15 protein-coding genes, 1 tRNA gene and 1 pseudogene are annotated in these 23,363 nt (G+C 35.7%); 4 read left to right on the top strand and 13 right to left on the bottom strand.

The annotated features are described in order from the left end of the window. Positions 1–253 precede the first annotated feature (253 nt). From HPY74_08860 to speE, 3 genes are all read left to right on the top strand, one after another. Positions 254–344: transfer RNA gene (locus HPY74_08860), tRNA-Ser, on the top strand. Between the two features lie 316 nt (positions 345–660). Next, positions 661–1,488 (top strand): YihY/virulence factor BrkB family protein, encoded by an 828-nt coding sequence (locus HPY74_08865; protein NSW90767.1) that lies wholly within the window; start codon positions 661–663, stop codon positions 1,486–1,488. Between the two features lie 120 nt (positions 1,489–1,608). Further along, the gene (gene speE / locus HPY74_08870; GenBank protein NSW90768.1) at positions 1,609–2,475 is read left to right on the top strand and encodes a polyamine aminopropyltransferase; all 867 of its coding nucleotides are present in this window, start codon (positions 1,609–1,611) and stop codon (positions 2,473–2,475) included. Here speE and HPY74_08875 read toward each other — a convergent pair. After that, a complete protein-coding gene (locus HPY74_08875) occupies positions 2,453–5,002 on the bottom strand; it encodes an AAA family ATPase (GenBank protein ID NSW90769.1) in 2,550 nt (849 codons plus the stop codon). The genes speE and HPY74_08875 overlap by 23 nt on opposite strands. A 246-nt stretch (positions 5,003–5,248) precedes the next feature. On the opposite strand from HPY74_08875, the gene HPY74_08880 reads away from it, so the two are divergent. Next, on the top strand, positions 5,249–6,760 hold the full coding sequence (locus tag HPY74_08880; GenBank protein NSW90770.1) for a transposase: 1,512 nt from the start codon (positions 5,249–5,251) through the stop codon (positions 6,758–6,760). A 227-nt stretch (positions 6,761–6,987) separates the two neighbouring features. Here HPY74_08880 and HPY74_08885 read toward each other — a convergent pair whose 3' ends face one another. From HPY74_08885 to HPY74_08940, 12 genes and pseudogenes are all read right to left on the bottom strand, one after another. Beyond that, positions 6,988–7,521, bottom strand: coding sequence for a hypothetical protein (locus HPY74_08885; protein NSW90771.1), 534 nt, complete (start codon positions 7,519–7,521; stop codon positions 6,988–6,990). A gap of 89 nt (positions 7,522–7,610) precedes the next feature. Continuing rightward, positions 7,611–8,408 carry an MBL fold metallo-hydrolase gene (locus tag HPY74_08890; protein NSW90772.1) on the bottom strand — a complete coding sequence of 266 codons (798 nt, stop codon included), beginning with the start codon at positions 8,406–8,408 and terminating at the stop codon, positions 7,611–7,613. Positions 8,409–8,498: 90 nt separating this feature from the next. Further along, a complete protein-coding gene (locus tag HPY74_08895) occupies positions 8,499–9,758 on the bottom strand; it encodes a UDP-N-acetylglucosamine 1-carboxyvinyltransferase (GenBank protein ID NSW90773.1) in 1,260 nt (419 codons plus the stop codon). Positions 9,759–10,003: 245 nt separating this feature from the next. Beyond that, entirely contained in the window at positions 10,004–10,852 is an 849-nt protein-coding gene (locus HPY74_08900) for a two-component system regulatory protein YycI (GenBank protein NSW90774.1), read from the bottom strand. 2 nt (positions 10,853–10,854) lie between these two features. Continuing rightward, positions 10,855–12,318, bottom strand: a complete 1,464-nt coding sequence (locus HPY74_08905) for a hypothetical protein (protein ID NSW90775.1) — start codon at positions 12,316–12,318, stop codon at positions 10,855–10,857. A 24-nt stretch (positions 12,319–12,342) separates the two neighbouring features. Beyond that, positions 12,343–13,146, bottom strand: a complete 804-nt coding sequence (locus tag HPY74_08910) for a hypothetical protein (protein ID NSW90776.1) — start codon at positions 13,144–13,146, stop codon at positions 12,343–12,345. Positions 13,147–13,279: 133 nt separating this feature from the next. Next, a complete protein-coding gene (locus HPY74_08915; GenBank protein NSW90777.1) occupies positions 13,280–15,133 on the bottom strand; it encodes a HAMP domain-containing protein in 1,854 nt (617 codons plus the stop codon). A 19-nt stretch (positions 15,134–15,152) separates the two neighbouring features. Continuing rightward, on the bottom strand, positions 15,153–15,851 hold the full coding sequence (locus HPY74_08920; GenBank protein ID NSW90778.1) for a response regulator transcription factor: 699 nt from the start codon (positions 15,849–15,851) through the stop codon (positions 15,153–15,155). Positions 15,852–16,053: 202 nt separating this feature from the next. Then, a pseudogene (locus HPY74_08925) lies at positions 16,054–16,381 on the bottom strand (PIN domain-containing protein). Further along, positions 16,368–16,616 (bottom strand): hypothetical protein, encoded by a 249-nt coding sequence (locus tag HPY74_08930; protein NSW90779.1) that lies wholly within the window; start codon positions 16,614–16,616, stop codon positions 16,368–16,370. Before HPY74_08930 ends, HPY74_08925 begins: the two are co-directional and overlap by 14 nt. A gap of 254 nt (positions 16,617–16,870) precedes the next feature. Beyond that, entirely contained in the window at positions 16,871–19,945 is a 3,075-nt protein-coding gene (locus tag HPY74_08935) for an Ig-like domain-containing protein (GenBank protein NSW90780.1), read from the bottom strand. A gap of 148 nt (positions 19,946–20,093) precedes the next feature. Further along, positions 20,094–23,264 carry an Ig-like domain-containing protein gene (locus HPY74_08940; GenBank protein NSW90781.1) on the bottom strand — a complete coding sequence of 1,057 codons (3,171 nt, stop codon included), beginning with the start codon at positions 23,262–23,264 and terminating at the stop codon, positions 20,094–20,096. Positions 23,265–23,363: the final 99 nt, after the last annotated feature.

Genomic DNA, 23,363 nt, shown 5'->3' on the forward strand with positions numbered 1-23,363 from the left:
GGTTATAGTGTTATCCGATGACTTAAACGTATGGTTAAATTTATGTAATATTATTATATAATTGGATAAAATTACTAACGCAGCCACTATTAATGGATAAGAATAAAATTTTCATGCTTCAGCTCTGTAGATAATTTTTTTCCATTGACATCATTAAGAAATTTCTATAATATATTCTATGTAGCTACAATTGATGCAGAATGCGTAAAATTAAAATGCAAATTTAAACACCGGATTGCAAATTATGGAGTATGGAGAGGTGTCCGAGCTGGCCGAAGGGGCGTGACTGGAAATCACGTGTACGGGAAACTGTACCGAGGGTTCGAATCCCTCCCTCTCCGCCAAGACAAAATGGAATGTTCTGTAAATTTAATGCATGAATATACAGAATCCTTTTCATATTTTACCCTTTGAATATTCATCCGAACAAACGTTTTTCATAAATCTTTTGACACTACCTAACAATAACTGTACAAACTGGTGAAGATCAATCTTTAACTGAACCTATCATTTCATTCAGGCCAATAATTATAACTCGTATACTATTTTATGTTTGAAATATAATAAGTCTATAAAACCATAAAGCCATGAACACACACTGAAATATAAGGTGGAAAGAAGTTGAAATATAAAAAGCAGGCTGTTAAATTATCCGCTTCCATAAGATTCATAAAACTACTCTATCGGAAGTTTTTCGATGATGATATTCCAGCATTAGCTGCCCAGCTGACATATTATTTGATATTATCCTTTTTCCCATTTTTAATTTTTCTACTTGCTCTCCTAAGTTATACTTCTTTTACCGGCAACGAAATACTTAATGATTTTTCCCTTCTATTGCCGCAAACCACTTACAACCTGTTGAAAGAAATCATTAATAGAACGAGCGGTACTAAAAATGAAACCTTACTATCATTCGGTATGCTGGCAACAATTTGGGCAGCCTCAAATGGCGTTTCTGCAGTTATCAGAGGTATAAACAAAGCCTATAATCAGAAGGAAAACCGGCCATTTTGGAAGGTTAAATGGATTTCCATAATATTCACCCTTGCACTTGCTATAGTATTAATTTTTTCTTTGGTCATGCTGGTCATGGGAGAAATGCTATGGAAATATCTTTTTATTTTTTTTGGATTACCGGGTGTATTCAGAATTGCATGGAATATTATAAGACATCTTATACCTCTATTTACTATTTTTATGGTTTTTATAGCCGTTTACCGATATATTCCCAGCCGTCACATGACATTCCGGGAAGTAATACCCGGAGCCGTGTTTTCCACAACCGGTTCTATAATAATATCTCTTATTTTTTCCTACTATGTAAACAGTTTTGGTCTATACACTAATACATACGGCAGTATTGGCAGTGTAATAGCGCTTCTTATTTGGCTTTACTGGAATAGTATAATTATTATTCTAGGCAGCGAAATAAATGCTGCCTTGGATTCAGCAAAGAGAACAGAAAAGAACAGCAACATTGCTTAAGTTTATTACAATTTTGCATATTTATCACAATTTATGTGATTTTTGTAGTATAATACAGTTAGGCAATTATGTTCAATACCCGAAACAGGCTACTAAGTATAAATTTATAAGGAGGTTGAAATGGAAAGATACCCGGAATTTATAAAACAAATCAACAACGAATTCTGGCTTACCGAGTTTGAAACTAACAATTTAAAAATATCCTACAAAATTAAAAAAATTATTTTTAGTGAACAGTCCAAATTCCAGCATGTAATGATTCTTGATTCCTATGATTTCGGCAAGATGCTTGTGCTGGATGGCATAGTCCAAACTACATCTGCTGACGGATTTATCTACAATGAAATGATTTCACATATCCCCATGAATATCCACCCAAACCCAAAAAAGGTATTGATTATCGGCGGGGGTGATTGTGGTGCAGCAAAAGAAATCTCCAAATACTCACAGGTACAACACATTGATATAGTAGAAATCGACGAAACAGTTGTAAAAGTTTGTTTGGAACACCTACCCGAGGTATCAGGCAATCTATCTGATCCCAGAGTTAATTTTATTTATCAGGACGGACTGGATTTTGTGCGAAACATTACCCGACAGGAAAATTTATATGATGTAGTTATTGTAGACTCCTCCGACCCTGTTGGACCCGCAATACCTTTATTTGAACTGGATTTTTATAAATCCCTTTATAATATCTTAAAAGATGATGGCCTCATGGTCTGTCAGAGCGAGTCGCCAATATTTCATTTAAAAACAATGAAACAAACATATAAAAGGTTATCCGGCCTTTTCCCCATAACAAAACCTTACACAGCTGTTGTTCCAACATATCCCGGCGGTATGTGGAGCTTTACCCTTGCTTCAAAAAAGTACGAACACACAAATCCATCAAAATTCAATAAGGAAACTAAATATGTAAATAAAGAAATTCTTGAAAAATGCTTTTCTATCCCCGAATTTGTTAAGAAAATGCTGGAGAACTGATTCTATGGTATTGCTCAAAAGCCTTCTTAAAACTATCCAGGCTTATAAGCCTGTCCCTGGAAGTGTGCCCTTCGTGGGCACTTTCAGCAAGCTCCCCCTTTTTTTCAAAATCAACAGCCATATTAATTATGTTTATTACCATACCATCACTAACTTCTCCAAGGCTTTTCAGTTGATCATAAAACCATGTAATCATAGGTTCACTGTATCTTTTTGTACTTGTCCTGATTCCCCAGAACAAATCCAGGACCTTCTCGCTGAAAACGGAGCTATCCATTAAAGTTTTAATTTCTCTTTCATATTCTTCCCGGCAGGAAACACGTCCTTCATGGTAATCATTATTTACCAGTTTACCAAAGATATTTTCATTTTTTAGTATCCAGTCTGCATATCCTTTAAACAAATTCATGTTAATATAACTCATAACCAGCTTTTTTACATCGTCTTCCTTCCATTCCAGATCTATGCGGCTTCCCTTCAGCCCTGATAGTTCTTCCTGGTGTTCAATAACAAAATCATAGCTGTGCGCAAATAATATTCTAATGCTGGGGACATGTTTTTTGCAAAATATTATACACTCGGCCAAACCCTTAACAAGCTCTTTTTCATAGCGATTAAGAATGGAATAGTCTCCGCGGTCACCATCATCATTATAACTAGTATTGTTTTTGTTGCTGTTTTTATTGTATATTGAGTCAACTACTTGATGGATATTAAACATGGATACTACTATATCTTGAGAACCTGTAATATTTTCAAGCTTGTTTTCATAAGAATCAAAAAGTGTTACCGGCCCCGATACTGCATCTTTCAATATACCGATAATGTCTTCTTCATCAGAACCCACCATAAATTCAATATACTCATCTAGTCCTTTTCCTTTTAGCTTTGGGAAACCTTTTAGCTTCTTTTCCTCCAATCTTTCCTGATCTCTTTCCTGCTCACTTTGTTCCAAATTTTTATTTATAAGATATAGCAAATAGCCAAGCCATACCCTCGACTTATCTTTACAATCAGCCATATACCCATGACTTCTAAGAAAGCTGCCAAAATCCTGATAATGCTCCTGTTCAAAGATAGGGACAAGCTCTTTATAAACAATAACACTTCTGCCGTTTTCTTCACGGATAAATTCCCTTCTCTTCTTTGAGGAGTATCTCTTAAACAATCTTGAAAGGCGGCTAATATTCTCTTTTCCACCGGTAATAATATTTATGTTTGCGTCCGTCAACACTTTTTTCTCGGAATTTGTTATAACTTCAGTATCGTCACCGTTTATAGTTTCGCTACCTTTAATCATCTTGGCGATAATTTCTCTAATATTTGTGTTTTTTATAAATTCCCTATTGGAGCTTACTACTTGATTCTCGATGATATAATCGCTTAATATTTTGTATGGTTCTAATATATCTACAAACGGGTATCTTTGGGTAACGGCAATGGCCGGATTATATCCTATACCTATAAATTCCTGTCCTCCACTTTTCAATTTGTCAAAATATTGCCGTGCCAGTCTGATTCCCCTGTTATCAGTTTCAATTTTGGACATGGCCACTACATAATTGTCCAAGCCGGCCCTCTTCATTAAATCTATAATACTTGATAAACCCTCAATATTTTCTTCATTAGGAGAAGCTATCAGCATAATCTGATCTGCAAACCCCAACATGGAAAAAGCTCCCCACTGGTTTATGCCTGTCCTTGAGTCAATAAATACAGTATCAAATTTTAAACTTTTTTCCAGGCTGTCCATGATTTCTTCCATGTACCGGTTTTCAAAAATAATGTTAGACTGCAATTGGGTGAGTTTAAAAATATATTCATATGACAGTTTCCTGGTCGCAGGAAAAACATAAATGTTACCCTCCAGGGTTTCGTCAAAATGAATTGGCACAAATATATCTGAAATTTGAATCTTGTTGTCTTTTGGGTCAGCATTAACCATTCTTTCATAAAGGTAATCCACCAAACCATATTTAACCCCGTAAACAGGGTCATCAACCCATTCCTTGAAAATCAAGTGAAAGCTCGGAGCTTCAATGTCCAAATCGATCAACACTACATTTCGCCCTTGCTTGGCCAGGATGTATGCAACCTGTACTAATGCTGTACTACGCCCCACACCGCCTTTATAGGAATAAAAACATATTACCCTATATGGCCTGTCGGATTCCTTGTTTTGAAACTCCTTGTTTAAACTTACTACATCCGACCACGTAATTGGCTTCTTTTTTATTTCATGCTTATGTATATCCAAGTCATACGCTTCTTCAACAGTATAAAACTCCACGAACCCTATGCTGTATTTACCGGCGTCAGCTTCTGCAAATTCCTTTACATACTCTTTTATAGCATCTAATACAAAATTACTTACTTCCACGCTATCTAAAAGTTCAGCCCCATTACTTACTATAGTTATATCAATTCTGTTTAGTGGGGTAATATAAACATCAGCCCATTCTTCTTCACCTTTTGCATATTCGACCTTAAGCCTATTCTCCAGGTATTCTTTTAAATTGATATTCAACCTCTACACCTCCAATAATTAAATGAATAATTTCGAAAACTCATAATACTTTGTATAACTAACTTTCAATAGATGTTGTTTTTTGCAACACCCCCAAAAAAACTGCAATTAAGCTAAAATTTTTTCCAGCAAATCTCCTAATATATAACATTAATGGTAGCAATCTACCTTGACTTTTTCAAAACGCCCCAATAATCGAAGTGGATGGTATTTTTTACCATACTACTTGATTAAGAGGTGTTATTTATGTTAGGAAAATGGCATTCACATGCCGAATATCAAAACTACCTTATTGAAAACATTGCTCCTTTTTTTATCAATGACCCTAAACTGGTTACACAATATGAATCGGCTTTATCAAAACTGTATTTGCTTGATCTTGATGTGCTAAAGCCAATTCTTGAGCCGTTCTATTCCCACACAGGCACTCCTGCCATCAATCAACCGGAACTTATCCGTTCTTTTATTCTCATGTCAGAATTAAAAGTACATAGTATAACAAAGTGGGTTGATCTGCTTAAACACAATGATATCCTGTGTGTAATGATTGGGCTTGACCCCTCTGACATACATGGTGTCGGTTCCTATTACGACCTTATAAACCGGGTGTGGCTGGCAAATCCCGATATCGAATATGAATTCGAACATTCTACCCACACTTTTAATAGGAAACCCTCTAAAAAAATCGGGAAGAACAAGAAACAGCCACCCCGGCATCCAGGTATTATACAAAAATTCGTTGATTTAGCCTTACAGGGCAAAACTTTTGAATCAAGACCCGAAAAGCTTATGCAACAAATCTTTGCCAAAATTGGTGTCGAACCTGCTGCTAAAGAAGGTCTTTATGGCGATATCCAAAACATACCTGTTTCAGGCGACGGTACTTGTATTAACTCCGGCGGCAGCAGTTATGGCGTTAAGGTCTGCAACTGCAAGGAAGATGGAAATCATAATTGTGATTGTAAACGTAAATTCTCCGACCCCTATGCCCGCTGGGGTTGGGATAGCTACCACGAACAGTGGTTTTACGGCCATACGGAATATATTCTTTCAGTATACAACAAAGATTTAAACTGCGACCTCCCTCTATATTTACGGATGGTTCAGGCTCAGCGGTTCGACGGTGTATCTGCTGTTGTAGCTCTTGCCGAAGCCAGACAGCTTTATCCTGAATTCAGGTTTGATAGCTTTTGTGGAGATGGTGCTCATGATAATTATGCTACCTATGAACTCCTCCATAATTGGAATATGAAGGCTTTTATCCCTTTAAACGAAACTAATAAAGGCAACTTTCAGTATCCTCCTCATGTGAATGTCGATTCAAATGGTGTTCCCATCTGTATGGCTGGTCATACAATGGTTAACTGGGGATACAATCATGACCGTTGCAGAATTAAATATCGCTGTCCTCTTGCATTAGGTAGGATTGACTCCTGTGATTGCAAAGAACATTGTTCTCCTTCTCCCTATGGTCGATGTGTTTATATAAAGCCTACCTGGGATCTTCGCTTATTTACCATTGTTCCCCGCGGTAGTGATGAATGGAAAGAGCATATGAAAACTCGAACTACCTCAGAAAGAGTAAATAAACGAATCCTTAATGATTACGGCCTTGAGGACGCTAATGCCAGAGGTAAAAAACGTATTTTCTGGTGGAGTGTTATTCACTCAATTAACATATTGCTGGATGCAAGGCTTAAATTATCAGGATTCAGCTTTATTAAACTGCTTGAAAACACATTAACTCAGGCAGTATAACATGTGAGCTTCGATAACAAAAGCATATCCAACCATCTTCTTATAGCCTTATTTCAATAGGTTAGCTTTGCTATTCTCTTTTCAAGGTACATATTGCTATTTTTGTTATTAATTCTCAATTTCTTAATTCTTTATGTCTCTCTTTTATTAGTTAATTATCAATTAATTATCAGTTACTTGCTTCCATTTATTTACTGGAAACGAGTTCTCGAATTCACTCTAAATGATTAAAATTTGAAGGTCTTTTTCATTCTATTAAAGAAGTTCATAAAATATAGGAAATTGCTTTCCCACTCATTATATAGTATTTCCGAAATTTCATCATCATACATGTATCTTATATTAGTAAAGCTTTTATTATTTACCGGCCTGTTAAGCATCTCCAGTTTCTTTACCCCTTCTGCCGGCAAAGTCCTATTCAACTCTTCTATTTGCTTCAATGCAGAAATCAGGTTATGTTCAGGGTTAAATCCGTCATGTAAATTTATGTAATCGTTTTTCGAAGGTTTTGGGATACTTTGCAATTTACGATAATTGGACTCGCTATACCAATAAATCCTTATTCTGTTATTTTCCCGAACGCTTACCGCTTTTTCAATTTTCTTTTTCTTTATAATGACACTCTTAAGAAGGCATTCAATATAAATACCTCCCAGGTACATAGTCATAACTTTTCTGTTGCTCCTTCTCATTATGGCAAAATCCTTTTTCCGGTCAATACAGGCCTTTTCATAATTTTCAACAATACCTGCAATTACCATTGATATAAACCTCACTAATCCCTAGTTCTTTTATATGCATTTTTACCCATTGAATTTATCTATGCAAATTTGCCCATGCCCACAAAAATTTACATATCCATACATATAACCCTGCCTACCTGGTCCCTTCTCACTACATCCAGGGTTACATCTTTCCCTACACAAATATTGTTTTGGGCAAGAGCGTTGTAAACGGTCTGATAGGCCAACTCAGGAAAATTGTTTTCTTTGCTCAAGTGCCCCAACAAAAAATTCCTGGTGCCTTTTTCAGCCATTGCAGCGATTACTTCACCGGCCTTCTCATTGGACAGATGTCCCATATCCCCTAAAATCCTCATTTTCAGCCACTGAGGATATGGCCCTACTTTTAGCATTTCAATATCATGATTGGACTCAAGAAGAAGAAGGTCGCTTCCTTCAAGGTACCCTGTAAGTTTAACATTCACATGCCCTATATCTGTTGCAACAGTTATTTTTCTGCGTCCGTAATAGAAACTGAACCCAACAGGTTCACCGGCATCATGGGGAATTAAGAACGGTTCTATGCCCAGTCCGCATATTTCAAAGATAGTACCTGTTTTAAAACACTTTATGTTTTCTATACTAATATCCCCAATGCTGCCCTCCATAATACTCCATGTCATCTCATTGGCATATACCGGTAAATTATATCTCCTAGATAAAATCCCCACCCCTTTTATGTGGTCTTTATGTTCATGAGTAACCAGTATGGCAGTTAAATCAGCCGGATTTTCACCAATTGAAATAAGGGCTTGTTCAATTCTTTTTTTACTTAAGCCTGCATCAATTAATATCTTTAACTTATCTGTCGCCAAAAAAATAGCGTTACCGCTGCTTCCGCTAAACAAGCTGCAAAATTTTATCATCAGTAACCCCCAAATTGAACTTTATTTTTATCTTATGCCTAATGCTATTATACCTTCTTAATTGTACCTTCTTATTGTGCCTTATACCTTTTATACCTTACTTCTTTTAATATCTGCTCCCAATTCCTTTAACTTAATTTCCAGGTTTTCATAACCTCTGTCAATATAATATACATTATGTACTTCTGTCTTGCCCTTTGCTATAAGCCCTGCTATTACCAGGGCAGCTCCCGCCCGTAAATCCATAGCCTTGGTCGGTGCTCCGGTAAGGTTCGAAGTTCCCTCTATAACTGCCATCCTTCCCTCCACCTTTATATTAGCCCCCATACGTTTAAGCTCATCTACATACTGGAAACGGCAATCCCAAATCCCTTCGGTAATTGTGCTTGTACCATCTGCCAGGCAAAGCAGGGAAGCCATCTGTGGATGAAGGTCGGTGGGAAATCCGGGATATGGAAGTGTTTTAATATTAGCCTTAAGTATTTTGTCCGTACCCGTTACCCTTAAGCTATCCTCTATCTCCTCTACTTTAATCCCCATTTCAGTTAACTTTGCCGTAAGAGATTCCATATGCTTTGGTATAATGTTTTTTACAGTAACACACCCTCCCGCTGCAGCACCGGCTATCATAAAGGTGCCCGCTTCTATCTGGTCCGGTATGATCGAGTGGGTTACTCCCCCTTTCAATCTGTCCACACCTCTTATTTTTATTACATCAGTACCAGCACCCCTGATATTTGCTCCCATTGCATTTAGAAAGTTTGCTACATCAACTACATGTGGCTCTTTCGCTGCGTTTTCTATTACCGTAGTTCCCTCTGCCATTACTGAAGCAAGCATTAAATTAATTGTTGCCCCTACACTGACCACATCCAGATAAATAGAGGCACCTCTTAACTTATCAGCTTTTGCGCTAATAATTCCATGCTCAATGTCAACCTGTGCCCCTAATGCTTCAAACCCCTTTATATGTTGGTCAATCGGCCTGTATCCGAAATCACAGCCCCCAGGGAATGGTACTTGTGCCTGCCTGAACCTCCCCAGCATTGCGCCTATAAGATAATATGATGCCCTAAGGCATTTTACCATATCATATGTAACTATAAATGAATTTACATTTTTGGAATTTATAAGAACAGTGTTCCTATCTTCAAACTCAACTTCTGCACCAAGACTAATAAGCACATCAGTCAAGATCTTGACATCGCCAATATCCGGTACATTTTCTATCCTGCACTTGCCATCTACAAGAAGCGTAGCTGGTATTATAGCCACTGCCGCATTCTTTGAACCGCTAATATAAACATCTCCATTCAAGGTCCTGCGCCCGTTAATAATAAATTTTTCCATACATCGTTCTCCACCTATTCTCTTATCTTTTGTTTATCTTTTGTTACTCTATTTATTGCTTTAAACAAGGAAATACTCTTAAACTGCAATAACTTCATAACCTCATACAAACTTCATAATCATATTATTAATTATATCACTCTTTTGGGATAAAATACAATATTATGAACCGGCATTTTTTCTATTATATTCTTTATATTCTATATAATTAAATATTCTATATAAAAATAATAATAGTGACGAAGTCAATTGATTTCTTCACCATCATAAGCTTTTAAGAATACTTCCCGCCCGTCAGCAGTAGTTATCCTCCATGCAGGACCCTGAGAAATTTCCTTGGTTTCCTGTCCATTATCTTCATTTTCAAAGCCCTTAAATCCAATATCAATAAATTTAATAGTTACGCCTTTTTTGTTGTAGAAACTTTTTAGAAGGACCTGGTGTGCAGGCATAATTGGCGAAGGCGCCTTTGTAAAACCTTTGATTTTTTTTATATTCAAGGTAATATTTGTTATACCATTTTTTGCAATACTTATACTAATTCTATTCTCATAGATAAGAAAATTTTTATATTTTTCTATAAAAATCAATGTATCTGTATTATCTATATTTCTAATATATTTGTCAAGAATAAATCGGGACATGTTTATACCCATATCTGCAAGATAATCTCTCAAATATTTCTCAATGCTTTTTTCCTGTCTAATGTTAATATTATCGGACGGGTTTGTATTATTATACGTAAACGCACAACCTTCTGCAAAAGTGAGGCTTTTTTCTCCTTCTGTAATTGTTTTTTTCTCATCCAATTGTTTTAATTCTACATAGTTTTTGCCAAAAAGTTTATCTATTATTTTTTGCTTATTGATATTGCCATTTTCAAATACAAGCATTGAAGTATTTTTTTTATATGTTGGTATTTCACAAGCAGGGTCAATTATCACTCCATTTTTCTTAAGTATGTTTATAACAGTAACAACTTCTTCTTTTGAAACATTGGTCTTTTCCCGGTATATGCCTGAATAAACTAACAGGAATACATTTAGTATAACAAAAATAATTATCAGGATATTTTTTGCTTTTGACCAGTCCACATTTAATCATCCTTTTTTTGAATCATTGGTACATTGTAATAACCGCCATCAGGTTTTTCAACTACCCACACGGGACCTATTTTTTTGCCTATACCTGAATCTATCATGTATACAACCATAATATTTTTAACAGCAAAATCACTTAAACGTTGTATGCTATATTTTTTGGAGATTTCGTTTAACATATCCTCGAAATAAACATTGTATTCTCTATTGTCCCTGTTTTTATCAAAATTAATAAGAAGCCAATTACTTTCTATTATTCTTCTGCTGTTTACTTTTATTGAAATAGCGTTTTTAAACTGAGCCCCTTTTTTCTCCTCGACCTCTTCTTTCATTTCTATATTATTGCTTATATATACTGGGTACCCATCAATCATATACTCAAATATAAATTCATAATAGTTTGGATTATCATCCTTAATTTTAACTAAATGTAGCCCAGCTTCGGTATTCATTAAATAATTCTTTATACGGCTAATAAAAATATATGCTTTTTCAAAGGCGCTCCCAATATCTCCCTTTTCCTGATCTCCTGCCCCAGGTACATATTTATATTCTAAAAGGCCATTGCTATAAAGCCTGTATGTATTGTTTAAATTTTTAAATACCAGGGTATTATTCCTGTCGATATAACGATCATAGCTCTCTTTTTCATTTGCAAGAATTATGGCTGCTACCTCTTCAATATCTGAAACCTTTTCTCCGAAAGAGTATGTAACAGTAGTAAACTTACGGTACTTTGGACCGCTTACAACACATAAAACATCAGGAGGAATTTTAAATGGAAATTTATTTTCGGGGTCGATTTCTTTTATAATGTTATATTGTACGAGGCTTCTATCTGCCTCGAGCTGCCTTATTATTCCATTATAGTCTTCCACGGACATATCATTTTTTTGAAAGGGAAACACATATTTATAAAGGTTTTTTTCGCTTAATATGTAAACAGTATTATTTTTATTAATATCTTCATCCGGTAATATTAATATTTTATAGATGCTTTCAGGATGTTCTGAAGAAGTTCCGGCAATGTTGAGAAACCACTTTACAAGACTTGTTTTTATACCGGCTCTAAATTCAAATAAAAAGCTTTTTCTTACCACCAAATTATCCCACATATTAACATTCACAGCTTGAACATTATCCGAACTAAGAATTCTTTTCAGGTATTCCTGGCCCTCGTCCCATAATTTATAAAAAATGTCTTCCTCCTCTTTTATAAGCCAATGGGCATCATTACCATTTGAAGCAATTATCCTATAGGGAATAAATATTTCATTTTTTGCTTTTTTTCCTATGTCGGTTGTATCATTCATATTGTTTCTGTTGAAAACCACAGAAAAAAAATTAAAAGGAAGCCTATGACTTTGATAAACCCACAGGATTCCTACCTGTATAATGCTTGATAATATTAAAAGAGCGAGTACAATGGATTTAACCTTCTCCTTGCTAATATAAATCATTTATTCCTCTTTAACTCCGGTTATTTACTTAGGAAATATATTATTAAAGACATCCGATATTTTTACCATCGTGTTTATTATTTTATCTTTTATTGTTTCATTTTGAACATTGATTGTAAGAAAACTTATCTGTAAATTCTTACCTGCTTCAAGCTTTATATCTTCAGCCTTCATTTCCTTTTCGGTTCCCACTTGAATTTTATCTTTTGTTCCAGTTTCAGCTTCGGGATTTGTCTCACCATTTTCATCTATATTCAAATTCAATAACTTTACGATCTTTGCCGGTGTCTTAAAAGCAATAACCTTTAACTTGTTAATTCCTTCAAACAGCTCAATTTCTTTCGTAAACAAGCCAAATACCCCTATATTCCATCTGCTTTTTCCCTCAGTATTTTTGAATTCTTCATATAAACCGGTCTTTTCATTATACCTAGCTAAAATAACTATAATTACTTCTTCTTCACTTATTATCTCATTCTTTGCAACACCACATATTATGTTTAATTTTTTAAATACGACGTTTTGATTTGAAGCAGGCTTGGTTAATGTGACAAGGAACTGTTCCGTTTCCTTTATGTCTTTATTGCTAATTATTTCCTGTAATACCTTTTCTAAGGGGTCTATTTCTCCTTTTTCATTTTCCCCGTCTTTCTCTATATAAACAGCATCACCTATTATGCCTTCATTCTGAATGTTTTCCCGCAAATTCGGGCTATCCGCCATTGACCCAGGAGCCTGGGAACCATTCGCAGGATAAGCAAAAGCCGGCATGGCTGTGAATAGGACAAGTATTAAAATTATCAGTATGCAAACTAACTTTTTTCGCATTTATATTTACTCCCGGAAACAAATTTTTTAAATACCTAATTATTAATAATAAATAAACAAAATTATATACTTCTCTAAGATAAATTATACAATTTTTCTATTACAACATTATTACATGGTATTTAAAAATGAATTACATGCTTCCGGTTAAACTAATGCTTTCTTCCCTCTCTATCAGTGTCCTCATTGCCGGAAGTTTCAACAAAACCTCCGTACCTTTACCCACTTCACTACTAATAGTGAGTGTTCCTCCATGGGCTTCAGTTATTTCCTTGGCAATGGAAAGTCCTAATCCTGTACCCCCCATTTCCCTCGAACGCGCCTTATCCACCCTGTAAAACCTTTCAAATATCCTTGGCAAATCCTCTTCAGGAATGCCTATGCCATTGTCAATCACTTTAGCATATACCTCGGTATAAGTCTTGCCGATATAGACTGATATTTTACCGTTTTCGGGAGTATATTTTATTGCATTACTCAAAAGATTTAAAATAACCTGTTCCATTCTATCCTTATCGGCTTTTATAGGTGGTATTTCTCCAATGACGTAACACTCAAGCTCATGGCCTTTATTTTTGGCTTCAATTTCCATTCTATTAACCGAAGACTTTACAATATCTACAAAAGATACCTCTTTCATATTCCACTTAGTTTGTTTGTTATCCAGGCTTGAAAGCTGTAAAAGGTCTTTTACCAGCCTTGTCATCCTGTCAGCTTCCGTATCTATTACTCTAAGGAACCTCTCAGCTGTATCCTTATCCTCAAGATCACCATCTAACAATGTTTCGGTGTAACTTTTAATTGTAGTAAGAGGTGTCTTAAGCTCATGTGAAACATTTGCCACAAACTCTCTTCTCATGTTATCAAGTTTCTGTTGTTCAGTTATATCATGAAGTACAGTAATTATACCCTCAGGCTTTTTGCTCTCATCGGTAAATACGGCAAAATATGCTTTTAAGATTCTTTCTCCTTCACTTATATTAACTTCCCTGCTTGTAATTGTTTCCAGGTATAGTATATCCTCAAGTTTGATGTTTAATTTATATTTTTCAGAAAATTCATTAAAGTTTAGATTAAACTCTTTTTCTCCAAGCAACTTTCTTGAAGCAGGATTAATGTGTATAACCTCTCCCTTTAAATTAAAAGCAATTACACCATCAGTCATATAATTAAAAATGGTCTCAATTTTGTTTTTTTCCATGGAAATCTCCATAAGAGTATCTTTTAAGTTTTTAGCCATAAAATTGAAGGCCCTGGTCAATTGGCCGATTTCATCCTCAGACATTACTTCCAGGGTCTGGTCAAATTCACCGGCTGCAATTCGCCTTGCCCTATGCATCATTTTAATTATAGGTGATGTAATTGTTTTTGATAATAAATAGCCAAGTACAAGAGATATTATAATAGAAAACAACAAGCTGCTTAATATTACCCTGTTAAAACCGGCCAAAGTCTCTTTCCAGGCTTCACTGTCATATCTAAAATATAATATATAATCCCCATCAGCAAGTTTTACCAGCCTGGCGTAGTCAAAATACTTCCTGCCATTTATATGGACCAGCTTATTTTTATCTCCTTTAATTTCGCCGTTTAAAACAGCAATAAAATTATCAGAACCTAATATTTCGTTCAAAAACAGCTTTCCGTTACTATTCCCGGCATTATAGTACCTGTCGGAAGAATATTCAACATTTAAGCTTTCTTTATTAATAACAGTATAGCTTCTGTAGGCATCCAGTATAGCAAATTCAGTAATGGCATTCCTGCCTTTATTTACACTTAGGTATTCCAACATGTCCTCAAGGGTAGAATCACCTCTTATGGACCAATTGTCAAAACCTCTTTCAATGGCAGTTTTAAAGCTGTTATAGTTCTGTGTTTCTACCTGCCTATTCAAGAACAATCCCACAGGTATTATCAAAAAAATCGTAAGTATTATAAAAATACTCACCAATCTCCATTGTAGGCTTCCAAAACCTAAAGACATGTGCAACCTCTCTTATCTCTTAACTGTCTTTATTAAAGTAATATCCCACGCCTCTCTTGGTTAAAATATATTGTGGGTTAGAAGGATCCTTTTCAAGTTTCTCCCTTATTCTTCTGACAGTAACATCAACTGTCCGTACATCTCCATAGTATTCATATCCCCATACTTTCTCCAGGAGGTCTTCTCTTGTAAATATCTGTCCCTGGCGTTGTGCAAGGAACTTAACAAGTTCAAATTCTCTCAACGTAAGTTCAATTACAGAATCTCCTCGAATGACCTCATAACGGCCAATGTCTATTACCAGGTCACTGCATTTAATGGTGCCACCGGTTTTATTTACAGGCAAATCATCAATATCAGACCTTCTCAAGTTTGCTTTTATTCTTGCAATAAGTTCCCTATGACTAAAAGGTTTTGTAATATAATCATCGGCTCCCAATTCGAGGCCGAGTACTTTATCCACTTCTTCTTCTCTGGCTGTCAGCATAATAATAGGAGTGTTGATTGACTGTCTCAACTTATTGCATACAGCAAACCCGTCCATCTTAGGTAACATAATATCCAGTAAAATTAGATCGGGATTTTCTTTTAGGCCCATTTCTAGCCCCTGTTCGCCATCATATGCTTCAATTGTAGTAAAGCCTTCTTTTTTAAGATTATGTTTGATAATATCTACAATGTTTTTCTCATCTTCAACAATGAGTATTTTTTTACCCACTCAATAACCCCCTCAAACATTTTAAGTTGTAATAAAGCCGTCAGTTTTTTGTAAGCTTGTTCTTCTATAGCTATATTATATCAATTAATTAAAACAATTTGAATGTGTATTTTAAAACAAAAATGTCATAATATTGTAATATAGTTGTATAAATTAACATTGCAATAACATTAGACTTGCTATAGTATAAATTTGTTCCCTATCAAAAAGAGTGACCGGTAACATGATAAGCATAAAGCAGTGTGTCCACAAAATCTAATTTCCCTTTGCTGTAAAGACTTAATGCTTCTTTTAATACTTCAAGATCATCAACTTCTAGGTTTCCGTACTCAAAAAGCTCTCTCAAGGTATCGCTTATCTCATCATTTTTTACTTTATACACTTTTTCAAGCACATATACAATTTCAGCTATCACTTCATTTTGGAACAAATACTTCATTGTTTTCTAATATCTCCGTAGCTTTTTCTGCTAATTCTTCTGTATCATTTAAAAGATACCTTAAAACTATATTTGCATCAATTATTTTCATATCTTTCCACCGCTGCATTTGCCCAAGCTTCATTTTCTTTTTCTCGAAGCTCTTCATTTTTATATCTTGCTAGCGCTCCCCGTACTCTTTTCTTTTTCTGCTCTTTTAAATCTATATTCTCCATATTTTCATATGGCAATATGATTATCTCAACTTTTTTACTTCTTAATTCTTCCGGAATATCTATTATACTAGCCAATACATCACTATTTGCAACTTTTCTAACAAATTTCATAATCTCTAACTCCTTCCATCTAATCTAAAGCAAAACCTTTACTTAAATATATTATACCATATAACTTAATATTGTAATACAATCAGTTGCGAATAGCTTGCGAATAATCGGAATTTTACATTGATTTTTAAGCAAAGTCCTAATATCCCTCTATAATCCATACTTCTGCACATAAACAATCAAGGCTCCTGTTATAAATCAAATTTATGTCCTTCAAATTTATGCCCTTTTATTTTTATCATTACGCCAGTTCATTATGGCAGCTCAAAGTTGGCAAGAGGATTACCTGTTGGGGCATAATCCGTAAGAGTATTATTAGGTCCGGCGAAAAATAGTACTCTTATTTTTTTACCTGCGTGATTTCCGGCAATAGTAAGAGTTATCCTTGCCGCGCTTGTACTGGTTGATGTTTCGTATTTTGACGAAATAACCTGCCTTACAACTTCATCTACCAAAACAATAAACTGGCTTAATTCATTTGAGCTTAACTGTTTTCCTGAACCATTAGCTGATCTTATGTTTTCATTGAGTGATATTATAATATTGGTGTTATTGTCAATTGACTGAATTATCATACCGGTAGCATATGGGGGGAATTTATCCTCTACTTTGGTTGGAGCAAGTCCTTGAATTGGCTGGCCATAAAAGTCCGAAGTCTTTATATTACCTGCAGACGTCATCACAGTAATGTCTTTACCCTCGTACTGACCACTGCTTGATAAATACTCGTAAAGCGTAAGACTAATTCTTCTACTCGAAGTATCATAATCTATTGCCTTTATGCTTAGATGTTCTGTGCCTGCCATAACCACAAAATCACTTGCTGATAGGGTTTCAGGATTAATATCTTTACTTAGGGTAAGAACAATCGTGTTTTTACCTGTAACTGAAACTGACATTATCTTCGGTGGCGAATCTACAACACCAAATGGCGCTAATATACCCTTTGGATTCATTACATTTCCGGCAAGATCGCATACCGACGAAATTTGCAGCACATCTATATTTCTCATATCAAACTTTTCAGGAAAGGTAATCGCTACAGTTTTTTTGTCCGGTAATAATTCTATTACAGTTTCGTCAGGCAGCTTAACTGATACATAGTTACTAAAGTTCAAATACGAATAGTTATTCTTGGTTATTGCTGTTTCATAATTCAACTTTTCATTGAAAATAATAAATAGTTTTTTGTCTTTTATCTTTACTTCTTTTACTTCAGGACTAATATTATCAATTATTTTTATGCTTATTTCTACTGGAACTATGCGATTTTCCCGTGGAGTATAATCTACAACGTCCTGTATATTCAAGGTATAATTCCCCGGCTCAAACAACTCTCCTCTGTATCTTTGGAGCACAACTTTATTTCTGGCGATATTTCCCGCCTCGTCAATATGCCAGCCTACCTGATTTATATTTATAACCTCGCCCGACGAATCCTTAAGCACATATGTAGCACCTGTGGGAACCACATCCTTGGAAAATTCAAGTATGATTTTGTCTTGGTCCTTAACCTTATAACCTATAAAAAAAGGCAATTGTTTATCAACTACAGGTATTACGTTAATTTTTATTGTTCTCCTGTTTCCGTAATAATCCAAGACGTCAAAAATGGTAATCTCCGTACCTTGTTCCCTTATTGCTGCAGTACGCTCAAATTCGATTTCATAGGTCTGAAAATCATCCTGGTATCTAATATCTGTAACTTTTGCTCCGTCAGCGGAAACTATTTTTTCCTTCAATAACGGTTCGACTGGCTTGTTAAACCTGACAACAACCATTGTCTGTGTTGCGCTTATTATGCTGTCAATATCCGGAAGCCTTTCATCCTTCACTACTTCAAATTCTATTGTATCTACTTTCAGGGGATATTTTGCATAATCTTGAACACCCCTGGAAATTACAAGCGTGTGCTTTCCGTAACTTAAAGTATTGATGATATTTAATACGTATACCCTATTGTCAATTCTTGTTACATAGCCTTGTAAAGTGCCATTATTTATTATATAGTTTGTAGAAATATCGGCATTAACAACCGGCTCGCTAAACTTAAGGTGTATTTTTCTATTTCCCAATACCTTAATCTCCTCTACCTCAGGAAGTTTTATGTCTAATATGCTATCTATTGTTCTTATTGTATCTTTTTCAATTCCAATTTCTTTCTTAACAGTTACCTGCACTTTTTTCTGCTGTTCAACCGCGTTGCTTAAGCATAATGTGGCTGTTTTCCTGTCTTTTGAGACCAATACATCCTTAATCTCAATATTTTTATCGTCAACTTTAACATTATAATTGTTTCTGTTTTTTGCTTTTATCACGTCAATTGGTTTATTGAACTTAACATTTATTTCTATTAAATTATCTGCTGAAATATCCAACACCTCAAGTGGTTTTGAAACAAATTTAACTGTAGCGAATGCTTTTATATCCGTCCCTTCAACATCTCCAATTATAGTTCTTATTCCTTCATGTGTGTTATCTATTTCTTTTTCCCATACGACACTTGCTTCTTTTTTTGTACCATCGTTTAAAGTTACAGTAACATGTGATGGCATAATTGGATATTCACCTACATCAACAACCCCTAAATCTACTTCCTTTACTGATACTATTAATGGATAATCTTTAATCAAACCTGCTTCAATTGCTTTGTTTCTATCAATTGAACCATCTTCAATAAGTTTCTCCAATAGCGTTTTTTTAGAATCTTTCATAGGTATTTGAAGAGCCTCAACAATTGCAATTGCAACATCCCTGTTGGTAAGGACATCTTTGTACGAAACATCCCATAAACCTACCCAGAATGCAAAATCTAATACTTCTTCCCACTTGAAGTCACCTCCGTTACCATAGTCCTGTTTGTAACCTAATGCTTCAAGAAGAATTTTATACATCATCTGCGGAGTTACTTCACCATTTGGATTAAATTTACCGTTTTGATCGCCTCTCCACCCAAATTGGGGGTTTTTCTTAAGATATGCCATTATATTTTTTCCCTGCAACCACAGCACATCTGATGCATCTTTAAAGTTATCCGTCCATTTATATTCAAGTGCTTCTTTTTCACAACTGCCTCCGAAAAGCCTCAGTGTAAGGATAGCTGCTTGAAGCCTCTGGGTTTTTTTAGATAAATATTCTTCGGTTACACCGTAACCTTCACCTTTTAGAATACCAAGTATTTCACATATTTCTGCCTCAGTCTTATTTATTTGGGATATTGATTTTATATTTTGGGGAAACATTGTGAAGATGATAAACATTGTTGTTATGTATAAAGTTAAAACACTTTTATTTTTGTTCAGAATACCCCACACCTTGCCACATATCATATGTATAAACCCCCTGTAATTGCTAAGACTAACCTCTACGAAGCTCATTTTTAAGAACATTATACCATTATAAATTTTAACAGTCAATTTAAGTAAAAAAGAGCCCCTGCATTCAGGGGCTCTTTTTTATTCCTTTTTTATTGCTATATTATGGTGCTGCTGTAGCTGTAACTTCTATTACAGAAGTAGCTTTGAATTCATTTCCTGCAGCATCTTTTATTGGATAAACTTGCGTAATTTCGTATTTAGTACCAGCAACATTATTATCTGCTAATGTTATTGTTACAGTATCTCCAGAAGCTGTTATACCGGTTACTGTTCTATTCTTTACAGTAAATGTATATTTGTATACTGAGACTTCTTCGAGAGCTTCTGTAAACTGAATTGTAATCGTCTTTTCACCATCTATCGCAGTCTTTGCGAGAATAGCAGGTGCAAACTTATCTGTTGCTGTGAAGTCACCCACGCCAGCGACTTTTTTCACGTAAGTTCCTGGTACTGCCTGCATATCGAGAAGTGATTTCATATTGTTGTCATCCAGCAGTCTTACATAGCCAACAAGTGATTCAGTATCAGCAAGGTTATTGTCTGCTTTGAGAGTTATTGTAACCTCTGCTTTTCCGTCCTTGTTAACGTAATTTGCTGCAGCTGCAAGGTACTTCATATTAGCAGCTTGTGTAAAGTCAAGTCCACTCAGGTCTGTTGATTCAGATATTGCTATCTTTGATGCATTGATCGACTTCAATTCGGTTGAAAGTATCATTTTTATAGTATTTTTACTAATGCTCTGTACTTCTTGAATAGCAGGTGGTGCAACCGGTGTAGTAACAGCTACACTGTAGGTTAGAACATCAGCAAGATTTCCTGCAGCATCTGCAACTCTACCTATAAGAAGCGCATCTGGAGGATCATTATACGTAAAGCTTCCTACAGGAATTACTACTTTAATTCTGGATGAATCAATGAATACTGATAGGCTTGTATTAGACGGGAACTTATTATATGTTGTGCCACCGTCATAGCTAATACGGTAATTATCTGCATTCAGAACAGAATTTGCGCCCTCAGTAGCCATCTTTTCATTGTAGTAAATATACATTGTGAACGGGTTATCATTTTTAGTGTCACCATTAGCATCCACTGGAGTATAAATATACTCAACTCTTGTTGCATTAGTGTCATGCGGTGTCTTATCAGTAATAGTTAATTCTTTTACTACAGGTACTAAGCTATTTCCAGCAAGACTTGTATCTTTTATATCTTTAATTTCTACAGTATAAACTCCGCCCGCAAGCTTGCTTGCGAAATTAATTGTTGCAACTTTACTTGCATAGCTTACAGTAAACGTAGTTGATACAGCATCGCCTGCTGCTGTTTTGAATACAAAATTGCTGGTTGTAGGAGTAATAACTTCTTTGCTGAAAGTTACTTTTATTTGATTCTCAGCAACAACTTCTACATTAGTTACTTCAGGTGCTGTAACATCTGCTGTAACTGAAAGCGGAAGTGTTATGTCTCCTGCAAGTTTGTTGCCCCACAGGTCAACTATAGAATCAGTTTTCTTCATTACAAGACTGGTATTCCCTACCGGTACCGGTCTGTCTGATGCCGTAGTTCCTGCTGGAGTAATTTTAAGAGCATCAACAAATACTAATTTAATTTCACTAACAGCTTTGGTTGGATCATATACAGCTCCTCCGGACTGTAATTCAAGGGGTTGCCATGCAGTATAAGTGTGATAGAAGTCAGCTGTTGTCATCCCTTTGACCGGCTTGTTAAATTGCACTACAACGTATGTCTGGGTTGCTTCTTTAATTGATGCAGTCGGATTTGTCTTATCTGCCGCATAAGCTACGTCAAAGGTTTTAACCGGCATTAAGAAACCTGCGTAGTCCTTAAATCCTTGAACCTTGAATGAATAGTTGCCATCCGGGAGGTTAGTTCCAATTTCAACAGTTACCTTTTTGCCAGAAACTGCTACTGAGTTAACTCCATATATACCATTGTTAATAGTTACTGAACCCAATACTGTTGGATCCAAATATTCACTAAATCCAATTTCTACAGCATTCGGTCCTACAAACGTAATTGAAACTGCTTCAGGTATAGTTACATCAAAAGCTTTTCCTGTTAATTTAGTTTCAGCAACTGCCTTGCCGTAAATATTTTTAACATTCTTTACAGTGATTTCGAAATCACTCGGGTTGGGTGAGAAATTACCCGCTATTGTAACAAGTACATCTTTCTTGCTGTCTAACAATGCAACTGAAGATACGGTCTGTCCTGCTACAGCAAAATTATCCTTAACCACAGTTGTTGCATCAAGCTCAGTATTGAAGGAAACTACAATCTCCTTCATGTTTCCAGCAGTTGCGCTAAGAGCAACAAGTTCTATTGGCAGAACAGTAACTTTTACTTCTACCTTACCTTCGAAATTCTCTACAGTACCAACAGCTTTATATTCTCCCGCCTTAGTTGTATCAACTTTTGAGACATCCCATTTTACAGCAATATCTTCAACTTTTCCGTCGCTGTATGTTGCCTTAACCTTTGCAGGAAGCGTCAGTTCTTCACCAACTTTAATTTTGACTTCTTCTAACGATGCTAATTTTACAATTTTAATCTCTTCCATCAACCCTGCTTCAATTGCAATAGCTTTCATCTTTTCGTCTTTGCCGACGACTACTTCAATAACTGTCTTGTCCTTATTAGTTCCGGCAACATATTCAGCTAAAAGTGAATAGAAGGACATTCCAACAACATCATCTCTAAGAAGCACAGCCTCATCCATCCTTGAAGCTTCAGCCTTCGGTAGACCGCTTGCATTAGAGAGTTCAACTGTTGAAAACTTGTAGTCGAAATCTACACCTTGTTTGTAACCAAGCTGTGCAAGGACCATCTTTGCAAATTCTCTTCCTATAAGGTTATCCTTTGGTGCGAATTTGCCATCGGGCCTTCCTGCCACAATTCCATTCTTTACAGCATAAGCGACGTACTTAACAGCCCATGCTGCAATATCGTCGGCATCTTTGAACTTCTGTTTGAGAAGGTCCTTTGCCTCTTTTTCGTCCATCTTCAAGGCTTCTTCTTCAAGTTTGAATAACCTTAACAGAAGTGCCACACCCTCTTCCCTTAGAAGACGTTCTTCAAGGGCAGGCTTGTATTCTGTTTCGGATTTACCTTTGAAGAGGCCTAAGTCATATAATACTTTTGCTTCATCCTCATATTTAAAGGATGCTGCAAATGCCGGTACTGCTATCATTCCAGCCATTAAAGTTACTACTACCAGTACCGCCAATAGCTTTTTGAGACTCTTCATACTCTCAAATCCTCCTTGTCATTTTTTTGGGGAAAAGGTTTGGTTTTTATTGAAGTCGGGCTACCCCTCTCCCCCTTGTAGTAATAACCCAACTTTTAG

It is taken from the genome of Bacillota bacterium, assembly GCA_013314855.1.
Taxonomy (GTDB): domain Bacteria; phylum Bacillota; class Clostridia; order Acetivibrionales; family DUMC01; genus Ch48.

Coding starts and splice junctions, on each gene's coding strand:
- speE (NSW90768.1), top strand. CDS start 1,609: ATGGAAAGATACCCGGAATTTATAAAACAAATCAACAACGAATTCTGG.
- HPY74_08880 (NSW90770.1), top strand. CDS start 5,249: ATGTTAGGAAAATGGCATTCACATGCCGAATATCAAAACTACCTTATT.
- HPY74_08885 (NSW90771.1), bottom strand. CDS start 7,521: ATGGTAATTGCAGGTATTGTTGAAAATTATGAAAAGGCCTGTATTGAC.
- HPY74_08890 (NSW90772.1), bottom strand. CDS start 8,408: ATGATAAAATTTTGCAGCTTGTTTAGCGGAAGCAGCGGTAACGCTATT.
- HPY74_08895 (NSW90773.1), bottom strand. CDS start 9,758: ATGGAAAAATTTATTATTAACGGGCGCAGGACCTTGAATGGAGATGTT.
- HPY74_08905 (NSW90775.1), bottom strand. CDS start 12,318: ATGATTTATATTAGCAAGGAGAAGGTTAAATCCATTGTACTCGCTCTT.
- HPY74_08910 (NSW90776.1), bottom strand. CDS start 13,146: ATGCGAAAAAAGTTAGTTTGCATACTGATAATTTTAATACTTGTCCTA.
- HPY74_08915 (NSW90777.1), bottom strand. CDS start 15,133: ATGTCTTTAGGTTTTGGAAGCCTACAATGGAGATTGGTGAGTATTTTT.
- HPY74_08930 (NSW90779.1), bottom strand. CDS start 16,616: ATGAAATTTGTTAGAAAAGTTGCAAATAGTGATGTATTGGCTAGTATA.
- HPY74_08935 (NSW90780.1), bottom strand. CDS start 19,945: ATGATATGTGGCAAGGTGTGGGGTATTCTGAACAAAAATAAAAGTGTT.
- HPY74_08940 (NSW90781.1), bottom strand. CDS start 23,264: ATGAAGAGTCTCAAAAAGCTATTGGCGGTACTGGTAGTAGTAACTTTA.